Source organism: Hymenobacter elongatus, from assembly GCF_004745955.1.
Lineage (GTDB): Bacteria > Bacteroidota > Bacteroidia > Cytophagales > Hymenobacteraceae > Hymenobacter > Hymenobacter elongatus.
The window spans coordinates 84205-96275 of record NZ_SRLD01000020.1 but is presented as its reverse complement, the minus strand read 5'-3'; the positions used below and the strand labels follow the sequence as shown (position 1 = coordinate 96275).

10 protein-coding genes and 1 rRNA gene are annotated in these 12071 nt (G+C 57.2%); 7 read left to right on the top strand and 4 right to left on the bottom strand.

Translation table 11 applies throughout. The features are described from left to right. Positions 1–5: 5 nt before the first annotated feature. The 6 genes from rrf to E5J99_RS11645 all read left to right on the top strand — a co-directional run bounded on the left by rrf (position 6) and on the right by E5J99_RS11645 (position 5913). Positions 6–117 (top strand): 5S ribosomal RNA (gene rrf / locus E5J99_RS11670). 467 nt (positions 118–584) lie between these two features. Next, complete coding sequence (locus tag E5J99_RS11665; protein ID WP_135497982.1) at positions 585–2648, top strand: BatA domain-containing protein; 2064 nt, start codon at positions 585–587, stop codon at positions 2646–2648. A 53-nt stretch (positions 2649–2701) separates the two neighbouring features. Next, entirely contained in the window at positions 2702–3232 is a 531-nt protein-coding gene (locus tag E5J99_RS11660; protein ID WP_135497981.1) for a DUF4199 domain-containing protein, read from the top strand. A gap of 34 nt (positions 3233–3266) precedes the next feature. Next, complete coding sequence (locus E5J99_RS11655; RefSeq protein ID WP_135497980.1) at positions 3267–3794, top strand: DUF4199 domain-containing protein; 528 nt, start codon at positions 3267–3269, stop codon at positions 3792–3794. Next, complete coding sequence (locus E5J99_RS11650; RefSeq protein ID WP_135497979.1) at positions 3787–4776, top strand: glycosyltransferase family 2 protein; 990 nt, start codon at positions 3787–3789, stop codon at positions 4774–4776. The genes E5J99_RS11655 and E5J99_RS11650 overlap by 8 nt, the downstream gene beginning before the upstream one ends. 6 nt (positions 4777–4782) lie before the next feature. After that, a complete protein-coding gene (locus tag E5J99_RS11645) occupies positions 4783–5913 on the top strand; it encodes a glycosyltransferase (protein ID WP_135497978.1) in 1131 nt (376 codons plus the stop codon). 123 nt (positions 5914–6036) lie between these two features. Here the strand turns inward: E5J99_RS11645 and E5J99_RS11640 are convergent, their stop codons facing one another. Beyond that, complete coding sequence (locus E5J99_RS11640) at positions 6037–7143, bottom strand: glycosyltransferase family 9 protein (RefSeq protein WP_167852093.1); 1107 nt, start codon at positions 7141–7143, stop codon at positions 6037–6039. Between the two features lie 178 nt (positions 7144–7321). On the opposite strand from E5J99_RS11640, the gene E5J99_RS11635 reads away from it, so the two are divergent. Continuing rightward, positions 7322–7915, top strand: a complete 594-nt coding sequence (locus tag E5J99_RS11635; protein WP_135497976.1) for a hypothetical protein — start codon at positions 7322–7324, stop codon at positions 7913–7915. Here the strand turns inward: E5J99_RS11635 and E5J99_RS11630 are convergent. From E5J99_RS11630 to purB, 3 genes are all read right to left on the bottom strand, one after another. Further along, positions 7902–8570 carry a LuxR C-terminal-related transcriptional regulator gene (locus tag E5J99_RS11630; protein WP_135497975.1) on the bottom strand — a complete coding sequence of 223 codons (669 nt, stop codon included), beginning with the start codon at positions 8568–8570 and terminating at the stop codon, positions 7902–7904. The genes E5J99_RS11635 and E5J99_RS11630 overlap by 14 nt on opposite strands. Before the next feature lie 214 nt (positions 8571–8784). Beyond that, on the bottom strand, positions 8785–10509 hold the full coding sequence (locus E5J99_RS11625; RefSeq protein WP_167852092.1) for a T9SS type A sorting domain-containing protein: 1725 nt from the start codon (positions 10507–10509) through the stop codon (positions 8785–8787). A gap of 129 nt (positions 10510–10638) precedes the next feature. Next, positions 10639–12003 carry an adenylosuccinate lyase gene (gene purB / locus E5J99_RS11620; RefSeq protein ID WP_135497973.1) on the bottom strand — a complete coding sequence of 455 codons (1365 nt, stop codon included), beginning with the start codon at positions 12001–12003 and terminating at the stop codon, positions 10639–10641. Positions 12004–12071: the final 68 nt, after the last annotated feature.

Sequence of the window (12071 nt, the reverse complement as noted above, 5' to 3'; positions counted from 1 at the left end):
CCAGTAATGGTGGCTTTAGCACGGGTGTTCACCTCTTCCCATTCCGAACAGAGTCGTTAAGCCCCGTAGCGCCTATGGTACTGCCTTCACCGGCGGGAGAGTCGGTCGCCGCCAACTTTATTTATACCTCTCTGCCCTCCGCGCCCCGTGCTGCGGAGGGCAGCGTCGTTTCTACCCTGCCCTGACCCCTCTAGTACTGTAGTGGTAGAGCTAGGTGAAAGTATGACCGCCTTGTATGCTTCGCTTGTGCTGTAATGACCATGATACGCACAAGTTTGATGTTATATGTTTCTTTATGACCAATAGATTATATAATCTATTGGTCATAAAAAGTAATACTCTGAGTTGAACAGAATCTTTCATGCGCTAAATGTTAGTATAAAGTGTGCATATGTATGTTGTTTATCTGCTGAAAGTACCGTTCCAGAACACGTGACATAGGGGCAGTAGCAGCACTAGAGAGACCTAGCTAAATTTTGTTTCATCAAGTAAAAAGAACATCCTATCATTTTTTTATAGATTTTGTTTGTATTGGACAAGTAGGAAGTTTTAGTTGTTGCTTACGTGTACTTACTCTGCTTGTCATGATGCTAACTCACCCGTGGTTTTTGCTGGGTATTTTTTCTGTGGCAATTCCTGTTGCAATTCATTTTTTTGAGTTGCGCAGGCCGCAACGGCTTTTGTTTACAAATGTCGGCTTCATCCGAGAAATTAAGCTGGTTACTGCTCGACAGCGCAAACTCAAGCACCTGTTAATATTGCTAACCCGGATTGCATTTATTACTTTCTTAGTATTTATGTTTTGCCAGCCCTTCATTCCTGCACCACAACAAGAGGGTGAAGGAGGAACTGGCAATATCACGGCCATTGTAGATTCTACACCAAGCATGGTAGTAGAAGCAGAAAACGCGGAGCCTTTATTTAGCCAAGCAACAGAGGCGGCACAGGAATTGGCGCAAGTATATCCGGCTTCAACGCGCTTCCTACTACCCACAGTGTCAAACTCGTTATTGACAGCAACAGCATTTCAAACTACAGTTCAAGAACTGGCGGTATCAGGACAGTCTGGAGGCCTTGGCAAGTTGTTGAAGCGAGCAAATAACGCGAATAGCTCAGGGCATACTTTTGTGTTCTCCGACTTTCAGAAGGGTGATTTCAATCCCCGTATGTTGAGGGCTGATAGTATCACCCAATTGTACTTAGTTCCGCTACAAGGTAAATCTACCGCCAACGTTTACGTCGATAGTGTGTTGCTGGAGGATGCCTTTGTTAGAACAGCAACAGATATAGGATTGCGAATCCGACTCCGTAATGGTGGAGCAACAGCCTCAGCTGATTGCCAAGTAAAGGTATTCGTCGGCAACCGGCAGGTTGCGGCTTATCAAACAGCAATCAAGGAACGGGAGAGTACTACTTCTATCGTTCGTGTCCGGCTAGAAGGTGCAGATTTGCAGGCATGTCGGGTTGAGGTGGAAGACTTTCCGGTGACATTTGACAACAAGTATTACTTCACGCTTCAAGCATCTCCACAGCTAAATATAGTTGGCATTACACAGTCGCAGACAGATCTGACGAGTCGGGTGTATAACAATGAGGCGCTGTTTTCTTATGCTAGTAGTACACCCCAAGGTTTGAGCTATACTCAGCTTGATGCCGCTAATCTGCTTGTGTTGCAAGGAGTACCGAAGGTAGATAATACGTTGAGAGAAAATCTGCGCCGGGCAGTAGGACAAGGTGCTACTTTAGTGATTGTGCCTCCCGTTAGTGCTGATGGCAGCCAGGAGGAGTATAACCGGTTGTTTCGGGATTTAGGAATGGGCGGAATCCAATGGGAGAAGGCGCAGGCAGCAAAACCGACTCTACAGGACGTGGCAACGCCTGATTTGCGAAATCCTTTTTTCAAGGATGTGTTTACATCCTCTAATCAGCGGGCAGTGATGCCGAAAGTCGCACCTGTGCTGCGGTGGTCCCGTTCGGGTACGGAGGTGATGAAGATGAGAAACGGTGACAGTTTTTTGGCGGAATTTCCGAGTGGTAAGGGAAAAGTATACCTATTTTCTGCTCCATTTCAGGAAGAGTATTCCAATTTTATCCAGCACGCATTGTTTGTACCGGTTATGTACCGCTTGGCGATGCAGAGCTACCAGAACAAGCAGCACCTAGCGTATCGCTTGAACCAAGGCGCCCTTACGCTTGGCGTGGCTGCGCAGACAAAGAGCCAGCGCGACGAGCCCGTGGTAAGCTTGCAAAAGGATAGTTTGACAGTTATTCCGTCCCAACGCTGGGAGGCTGGAAGTCTACAGTTAAGTATTCCAGCAGTGGTACAAGAGCCGGGGTTTTATCAGGTCGTGTGCAACAACAAAGTCTTGACCACACTGGCATTAAATATCGATAAGGCTGAGTCGGAACTTGCCTATTACACAGCGGCTGAGTTGCGGCAGATCATTGGTCCTAATCGCCCCAATATTCAAGTGTACGAAAATGGCACGGGCCGCTCTGCTGCTGCTTACTATAAAGCGCAGCAGGTGGGTACACCTTTGTGGCGCTACTGCCTGCTGCTGGCGCTGGCCTGCTTGCTTGCTGAGGTAGTGTTGTTGCGCTTAATGGGTGCCCGCAAGCCGGCCTCTTCTCCAGCTGTAGCAGCGTGAATACTATAGTTTAGGCAAAGTCTCTATCTTGCCGCCTCACCTGCCGTTTTGCTGTGTCTGCCGACGTTTCATCTGCCAGTTCTGTAGTTCGTACGGCTTTGCGCTTTGGCGTAGGAGCCGGTATAGTGTGCTCATTATGGCTGGTAGGCCTGCTGTTGACTGGCAACGACCCGTTCGGTCCGAAGCGCTTGATGGTCATATTCTTGCCACCGCTGGCCGTGATAGGTAGCCAGTGGATGTTGAGAAGATCTTCCCGACCTGGTGGTTCCGGACTCAAGCGCACCCTCGCCGTGGGTCTGCTGACAGCGGTTGTAGCCGCTACCACTTCTGCCGTGGGAACTTACGGAGTGGCACAGTTGGCGGGGCCCGAGCAACTTGAAAAGAGCAAGGCAGCCATGCTCACAATTGCCGCCGGCTCGCGGGCTGATTTTTTGCGACAGCCTAATGGCAAGGAACAATACGACCGAACTATTGAGGGTTTGAAAAGTATAAATGCCCAAGGCTTGGCTACGGATGACTTTACGAAGAAGCTCTTGTTTGGCTTGCTGCTAAGCTTGCCCGGCGGAATTTTTCTGCGCAAATAATCGGTTCTGTTGCACTGTTTTAACCTTCTAGGATATGGAAAATGCTACCACTCCCGCCACGTCTCCCTCCAGTATTGGCCTCCGTTACGGCCTTTTGGTCGGACTGCTCGTTTGCATCGTTTCTTTCTTAATCAAGCTGGTCATAACTGATCCGAGTAGCCAAGTAAATAATATCATATATGTGGTGCTGATTGTCGGAATCATTCTGGCTCACAAAGCCTACAAGCAACAAAATCAGGGGTTTATGTCATTTAGTCAGGGCCTGGGAATCGGCCTGCTGGTGGCGCTGATAGCGGGACTAGTTTCAGGCGTATTTTCTTACATATATGCCGAATTTATTGACCCCACCTATATTACTACCATCATGGAAGGTATGCGGGCCCAAATGGAGGGTCAAGGCCGCACTCAGGAGCAAATCGATATAAGCATCAGTTGGATGCAAAAACTGATGACTGGCCCCATGATACTAGCGACAGTGTTGCTTGCCATGTTTTTCTGGGGCCTGATTATTTCCCTGATTGCCTCTGCTTTCACGAAGCATAACCGACCCGAGTTTGAGTAAGCGTTTGTCGTCCCACTTTCCCGTTGAGCTTTCCATTGTAATTCCCCTGCTCAATGAAGCCGAGTCGTTGCCGGAGCTAACGCGCTGGATACATCGGGTGCTAAGCCAGCACGGGCTGACCTATGAGATACTGCTGATTGACGATGGCTCGACGGATACTTCCTGGGAGGTAATCGAGGAATTAGCCCAAACGGACACTCACCTGCGCGGTATTCGCTTCAACCGAAACTATGGCAAATCGGCGGCGCTGAATACCGGCTTCAAAGAAGCGACGGGTCGCGTGGTGTGTACCATGGATGCCGACCTGCAGGACTCGCCCGAAGAGTTGCCGGAACTCTACCGCATGATCGTCGACGACCACTACGACCTAGTAAGCGGCTGGAAAAAGAAGCGGTATGACCCGTTGAGCAAAACCATTCCAACCAAGCTCTTCAACGGCGCGACGCGCTGGATTTCGGGTATCCGGCTGCATGATTTCAACTGTGGCCTGAAAGCTTACGATCAGCGGGTGGTGAAGGGAATAGAGGTGTATGGCGAGATGCACCGCTACATCCCCGTAATTGCCAAATGGAATGGTTTCAGCCGCATCGGGGAGAAGGCCGTGCAGCACCAAGAGCGCAAATATGGCGTGACCAAATTCGGGTTGGAACGCTTCGTGTACGGCTTCCTGGACCTGATGTCCATCACTTTCGTCAGCCGGTTTCGGCGGCGTCCCATGCATTTCTTTGGCACGCTGGGCATGGTTTCGTTTTTAGTGGGTATGCTGATTACGCTGTGGCTGGTGAGCGAAAAGGTGTACCTGGCGTTTCAGAATTTGCCCGCTCGCAACGTGACCGATCAACCGTTATTCTTCCTGGCGCTGGTAGCCGTAATTTTAGGTATGCAGCTATTTCTGGCGGGTTTTCTGGCCGAGATGGTGCAGCTTAACGGCCCGCGTCGCAACGAATACCTGATTCGGGACCGACTAAACTTACCTGACTAATAGCCTGTGGCACGCGTCGTGATTATCGGGCCGGCGTATCCGCTGCGCGGAGGTCTGGCTACCTACAATGAGCGGCTGGCGCGGGCCTTCCGCGAGGCCGGCGACGAGGTGCGGCTGGTTACCTTCAGCCTGCAATACCCCGACTTTCTGTTTCCGGGCCAGACCCAGTTCAGCACCGAAGCCGGTCCTGCCGACCTCGATATTGAGGTCAGCATCAACTCCGTCAACCCGCTGTCGTGGTGGAAAGTGGGGGAGAAGCTGCGGCGCGAGAAGCCCGATCTGGTCATTCTCCGCTTCTGGCTGCCGTTTATGGGACCGGCGCTGGGCACCATTGCTCGCTTGGTGCGACGCAACCGGCACACGCGCGTGGTGGCTATTACCGATAATGTAATTCCGCACGAGAAACGACCCGGTGACCGGCCTCTGACGCGGTATTTTCTTTCTGCCTGCCACGGTTTCGTGACGATGTCGCGCGCGGTGCTAGCTGATTTGCGCCGCCTGCACTTCCGGCAGCCCGCGCAGTACCAGCCCCATCCGCTCTACGATAATTTCGGCCCGCTGAAGTCCAAAGCCACCGCGCTGCAAGCCCTGCAGCTCGACCCAGCATTCGGGTATCTGCTGTTTTTTGGCTTTATTCGAGCCTATAAAGGATTAGATATTCTGCTGGAAGCTTTTGCCGATGAGCGACTGCGCCAGCTGCCCGTCAAGCTCATTATCGCCGGCGAATATTACGAAGATGCCGCGCCCTACGAAGTGCTGATTCGCCGGTTCGGCCTGGAAAAACGGCTGGTGCGCGCCACCGATTTTATTCCGAATGAGAAGGTAGGCGATTACTTCTGCGCGGCCGATCTGGTAGTGCAGCCCTACAAAAACGCCACCCAGAGCGGCGTGTCGCAGATTGCCTACCACTTCGAGCGGCCCATGCTGGTCACCGACGTGGGTGGCCTGGCCGAGTTGATTCCCGATGGCGAAGTAGGCTACGTGGTGACGCCCACGCCCCAGGCTATTGCCGACGCGTTAGTCGATTTTTATGAGCATCAGCGGGAAGCCGAATTTACGGCCGGCGTATGGGCCAAGAAAAAGGAGTTTTCATGGCGCGAGATGGTAGCCGCGCTGAAGGCGGTGGGGCAGGGGTAAAAAGAGCGACAGTAGAACGTCATGCTGAGCGAAGCCGAAGCATCTCTGCCGCAGTAGTAACTAATTACTTTGGCGGTAGAGATGCTTCGGCTTCGCTCAGCATGACGTTCTGTTTATGCTACTCTACTGTTCTGATACCGCCACGCTCGCCTGCACGGCCTCAAACACCTTCCCGGCCGGCAGTTCCTCCATGCAGCTGGTGCCCAGCTTGCACGAGCCCCGGTAGAAGCACACGCAGGCCCGTTCGGGCTGCACGATCTGGCCGCGGCCGTAGAGGTCGAATTCGTAGGGGTTGAAGATGTTGTTCATCAGAATCGTGGGCTTTTGCAGCGCAATGCTGATGTGCATGGCCATCGTCACCTGGGTCACGATGCCGTCCATCTGGTACATCAAATTGATGAACTGCTCCAGCGGGAAGGTGCCCAGGTAGGCGGCACCGGTGGCCGCGTGCAGGCGCTGGTTGCGCTCATCCTCGGCCGTGCCGCCCAGCAATACCGGCGCGTAGCCGGCCGCTTGCAGCTTCCCGATCAGCTCCACCCACTTCTCGTCGCTCCACAGCCGGGTCGTCCACCGGTCGCCGCAGCCGGTGTTCAGGCCGATGCGGGGCCGGCCGGTGGTCAGGGCGCTCCAGTCGTAGCCTTTGTCCTGGTGGGTGTCGAAGACGTATTCTTCGTGGCGGAACTCGTAGCCGCACAGCTCGAATATTTCCTGCACGTAGGGCTTCTGGTTCTGCTGGCTCAGCTCGTCGAAGATGCCGGTCAGGAACTTGTGGTTGGCCAGCTGGTTGCCGGGCCAGGCCACGCCGTACTGCGGGTGCAGGGTGTAGCCGAATTTCTGGGTGGCCCGGATGGTATCATGCAGGGCGCAGGCCTCCTTGTCCTTATCAAGGTTGAAAAGCAGATCGAACTCGCGGGCCTGCAGCTGCAGCACGCCGGGCAAATCCAGCTTCACAATCTCATCAATGGCCCCGGCGGGCAGAATGGCGGGCGTGAGCGTGAGCCAGGTGATTTTGCTGTTCGGATACTCCTGGCGCAGCCGGCGCAGCAGCGGCGTGGTCCGGATAACGTCGCCGATGGCCCCGAGCTTGATGATGAGGATGCGCTGCTGAATGGGCGCATACACCGGGCAGCCGGCGCACTGGTAGCCGTGCTCCTTGTTGGGGCGGCAGGGGATATCACCACGGAAGTGGCGGCAGTCGGGATGCACGAGCGTGCCGTTGAGGGAAGCCATACGGGAGGAGGTATCCGGCAAAGGTAGCCGAAGGCGCGAAGCGGCGCGCGTCCGGTTCAGAAAAAGCCGCCGCGTGCTACGCAACATCTCCGGAATTTGTGTCAACTTGTTTTGTGGCAAGTTTTTTTGCCACAAAACAAGTTGACACAAATTTTCAGCAGGCCCTGCCTGCCCTCGTATGGCGAAGCGCAATTTCTCTCATGGCCGGGGGCCAACCCCGTTTCTGAGCCGCTTGCAGCTGGTGCAGGCCCATTTCGGCCTCTCCCAGCAACACGTAGCCGAACTGCTGCTCGTGCCACGGGCCACCCTGACGATGGACGAAACGGGCCAGCGCCTGCTGCCCCTGGCCGCTACCCTGCGCCTCGATGCGCTGCGCCAACAGCTGCCGGCTCCCTACGGCCCCGCGCCCGCGCCCCCGATGCCCGCGCCGCACCTCACGGAGGAGGAGCAGTGGGAGCTGCAGATGCGGCAGCGCAAAATTGGGTTGGAAGAATACTCGCTGGAACAGGCTCTGGCCCGCAGCCAGAACCACCTGCGGCAGGCCCAGCTGCGTCTGCAGGTGCTGCCCGCCCTGCGCGAAGCCCTCCCCGACGAGTGGGGCCAGACCTGGCTGAATACCTTTGAGGCACAGGCGCAGCTGTGGCTGAAATACGACACGGGTACGCCCGCGCTGCTGGAGCTGCGCCTGAAAGTGCTGGCCTTCGAAAAGCAGGAAATAGCCCGGCTGCTGGCTGAGGCAGCGCCCGCGCAGGAGCCGCCTACACCAGGTTGAAGGCCCGCGCGTAGAGGCCCAGCTCGGCTGTGGACTGGGGCTGGAGCTTCTGGCGGATGTTGCGGCGGTGGGTTTCGGCCGTTTGTACCGAGAGGTGCAGGGTTGCGGCAATCTGGGGCGAGCTGTGGCCCAGGGCCAGCTGGCGCAGCACCTCCCGCTCGCGGGTAGTAAGCGTAGCGAAGGTGGCCGCGTGGCGGCGCAGAAACTCGTTTTCTTCGAGCAGACGCTGCACCCGCATGGCAACGTGGGTTTCGGGCTGCACGGGCGAGGCCATGCACAGCAGCAGCAGCGGTGCGCCCTGGGTATTGTGCAGCAGCAGCCGCATGGCGGTGAAGTACCAGGTCCAGGCCTGCTGGGCATTGGCCCGCACCTGCTGAAAGAAGGTGGCTACCGGCCCCAGCTCGTTGCGCTCAATGAGCTGCCAGACCTTGGGCGCGTACTCGGCCGCGTCGGCCGGGTTGAAAAACCGGGTGTGGTAGCTGGCACCCAGGGCCCGCAGCTCCGGCAGGGTGGTCTGGAGCAGCTCCAGCCCCCAGGGCGACATATACTCCACGCCCTGGGTCTGAATGTTGTTGATAATGATGACGCCCGGGTATTGGGCCGCCGTAGCGGCTATTTCGGCCACTTTGTGGGAAATGGCTTCTTCGTTGGACATGCAGCAGGTGGTAAATGCAGATAAGAAAGAGCGGAGGCAAGCGAGGCCAGGGGCTAACATAGTGAATAGTGGATGATAGTTGCAACAAGCCAAGCCCGAACAGCAAAAAGCCGGGACGAACTGCCAGCGCAGCCCGTCCCGGCTTTAGGGGCCGATACGTTTCAGCAATAGGGGCCGGGGGCGGCCCCGTGCATTGGCACGAAGCCGGCCGGCATTATTCCACTACCAGCTGGGTACGGCTCAGGCCCGCTTCGAGTAGGTAGAGGCCGGGAGCCAGGCCGGCAGTCGGCACCGATATTTCCTGGCGGCCGGCCGGGATGCTGAGCTGGCGGGCTACGCGGCCCAGGGCATCGCGCAGCACCAGGGGCTGGGCGGCCAGCGTGGCAGTGGGCAGGCGCAGGGTAGCGGCGGTGCCGGTAGCGGTAGGGTTCGGATACACGGCCAGCGGCGCTACCCCAGCCGTTTGGCGCACGGCCAGCGGCAGGCCGGCGTTGGAGAGCCTGGCCACGAAGACGTTGCTGCCGGAAGTGGAAGGGTAGGCCAGGGTAGTAGCGCCAAAGGCTACAGTCCCTGCCAAACGACCCGTGGTAAACAGATTTCCTGTAGCATCCAGTGCACTAGACCGGAAATCGTAGCTACCATTCGTGCTGACATCCGGCGCGAGTTGGGCGTAGTCCCAATTTAGGACTGTGGGGTTGAAGCGGGCTACAAATTTCCGGCTTGGGGTAGGACTGGCCAAGGTGCGGGTTCCAAACGTGTAGGTGATGGCATTGGGCAAATTACCAAGAATGACGGCGTTGCCTTGTGCATCCACTGCCAGCACATCCGTATTGCTGGCGCCATTGGTGCTGCCGCTGTGGCCGATGGTGCCTACCGCACCCCACTGGCCAGTGGGCGAGAGGCGGGCTACAAACTCATCTTCATTTACCGTGCTGCTGCCCAGTTGCATGCCGGTGCCAAAGCTTTCCGCAGCCAGCCACAGGTTGCCAGCTCGGTCGTAGTGCAGTCCATTTACGGAGTAAGGCACGGTAGTCGTGGTGGTTCCCTCTGTTTGAGCAGTCCAGGACACTTGGTTGGCAGCACTGATCTGCGCCACGATGCACTTGGATATGGTGGTGCTGGTTGAGGTTACGGTGGTACTGCCCAGCGTCACAGAGGTATTGCGGATGCGGAAGGCAATGGCTACCTGCCCCTGCAGACCTACGGCCGTTTCGTTCACGGAAAAGCGGGCGGAGCTAGCGGTGCTGGTACTGGTGGCTCCCACGGCGCTTACCCACTGGCCCGCGGCACTGAGGCGAGCTACAAAGAAGCCATCAACAGCGGCCGGCAACGTGGTGCTGCCAAACGTGACGGCACCGGTGTATTCACCAGCTACCACAAGGTTGCCAGCCGTGGCATCCCAGCCAGAAGACGTGATTCTGGCTCCTGATACTCCGGCTAGCCACTGAGGCTGCCCGTTGGCATTGAGGCGGGTAATGAAAGAAGCTTCGTTTTTGGTAGTTGTATAGGTATAGGTGCCCACCGTAAGCACCTTTCCCCCGTTGGGCGACAACAGTGGGTCATCCGACACAAGGCCGCTGGCGTAGGTATCGCCAGCCGGGCTAACGGCTACCCGCTCAAAGCTTACCTCTTCGCCGTTGCCGGTGGCCTTGAGTGCCCATAGCCACTGCTGGGTAGATGACAGCTTGCCTACAAAACCGCTGGCATAGCCGCCGCCACTAGTAAGAGAGGTAGAGCCAAATATGCGGATAGCCGGGGCACCGCTGCTGCCGTCGTTCTGCATAATTCCCGTCACATACTGGTTACCACCGGCATCGACAGCTATACCATAGCCCTCCGCTCCGGTATAGTTGGTCGGGGTGGGGTTTGTTGGCTGGATGGCTCCCGTCCAGGCGGGTGTTTGGGCATGAGCAGCGGAGGTGGCCAGCGTGAGAGCCAAGCCAAGAGAAAAGTAAATGTGTCGCATCCGGTTACCGGCATTAGAGATGAGCGTGAACCGCAAAGCTCCACGCTTTTATTTCCGGCTGCAATACCCACAAGTAGGTATTTTGGATGCTGTTGCTGACCGCTAAATACCCACGTAGGTGTGCGGCGTAATTGCCCGCAGTTCGTCCTTCACCTCCTCGCTCACCGCCAGCGTGTCGATAAAGACCTGGATGCTACTCTCCGAAATAGCCTCGCCGGTGCGGGTCAGGGCTTTGAGGGCGTTGTAGGGGTCGGGGTATGCCTCGCGCCGCAGTACGGTCTGGAGGGCTTCGGCCACCACGGCCCAGTTGGCGTTCAGGTCGCGGGCCAGCGCTGCTTCGTCGAGGGCCAGCTTGTCGAGGCCGCGCTGCAGCGACGTGAGAGCAATGAGCGTGTGGCCCAGCGGCACGCCTAGGTTACGCAGCACCGTCGAGTCGGTCAGGTCGCGCTGCAGGCGGCTGATGGGTAGCTTGGCGGCCAGGTGCTCCAGCACGGCGTTGGCCACGCCCAGGTTGCCCTCCGCGTTTTCGAAGTCAATCGGATTCACCTTGTGCGGCATGGCCGAAGAGCCCACTTCACCGGCTTTGATGGTCTGGCGGAAATAGCCCAGAGAAATGTACTGCCACACGTCCCGCGCCAGGTCGGTGAGGATGTTGTTGAGGCGCTTGAGGCCGTCGCAGGTGGCGGCCAGGTGGTCGTAGTGCTCAATCTGGGTAGTGGGCTGGCTGCGGTGCAAACCCAGGCGGTTGTTCACGAACACGTCGGCGAACTGCTTCCAGTCGACCTGTGGGTAGGCTACCTGGTGGGCATTGAAGTTGCCGGTAGCGCCCCCAAACTTGGCCCCGAACGGCACCTGGGCCAGCAGCTCCACCTGGGCATCGAGCCGGGCCACGAACACCTGAATTTCCTTGCCCAGGCGGGTAGGCGAGGCCGGCTGGCCGTGAGTACGGGCCAGCATCGGTATGGCTTCCCACTCGGTGGCGCGGGTAGCCAGCTGGTTGCGCACGCGGGCATATGCCGGCAGCAGCACATGCAGCAGCGCGTGCTGCAGGCTCAGCGGAATGGCGGTATTGTTGATGTCCTGGGAAGTGAGGCCGAAGTGGATAAACTCCAGGTAGGCCTCCAGCCCAAGGGCCGCGAATTTGTCGCGCAGGAAGTACTCCACGGCTTTTACGTCGTGGTTGGTCACCTTCTCGTGGGCTTTCACAGCTTCGGCATCGGCCAGTGAAAACTCCTTGTACACTGCCCGTAGCGCCCCGAACACAGTGGCATCGACGTTCTGGAGTTGGGGCAAGGGCAGCTCGCAGAGAGCAACAAAATACTCTACTTCAATCAGGACCCGGTAGCGGATCAGGGCCAGCTCCGAAAAGTAGGGCGCCAGGGGCAGCGTTTGGCGGCGGTAGCGGCCGTCGAGGGGCGAAACGGCGGTGAGCGGGGACAGGGCAGCGTAGTCGGCGGCAGCAGTCATACGTAAGAGGAGTTGGCCAGAGTGCGCCAAAGGTAGCAAATGAGCCGGCGCAGCGACGGTCGGCGCAT

Coding starts and splice junctions, on each gene's coding strand:
- E5J99_RS11665 (WP_135497982.1), top strand. CDS start 585: ATGATGCTAACTCACCCGTGGTTTTTGCTGGGTATTTTTTCTGTGGCA.
- E5J99_RS11655 (WP_135497980.1), top strand. CDS start 3,267: ATGGAAAATGCTACCACTCCCGCCACGTCTCCCTCCAGTATTGGCCTC.
- E5J99_RS11640 (WP_167852093.1), bottom strand. CDS start 7,143: ATGGCTTCCCTCAACGGCACGCTCGTGCATCCCGACTGCCGCCACTTC.
- E5J99_RS11635 (WP_135497976.1), top strand. CDS start 7,322: ATGGCGAAGCGCAATTTCTCTCATGGCCGGGGGCCAACCCCGTTTCTG.
- E5J99_RS11630 (WP_135497975.1), bottom strand. CDS start 8,570: ATGTCCAACGAAGAAGCCATTTCCCACAAAGTGGCCGAAATAGCCGCT.
- purB (WP_135497973.1), bottom strand. CDS start 12,003: ATGACTGCTGCCGCCGACTACGCTGCCCTGTCCCCGCTCACCGCCGTT.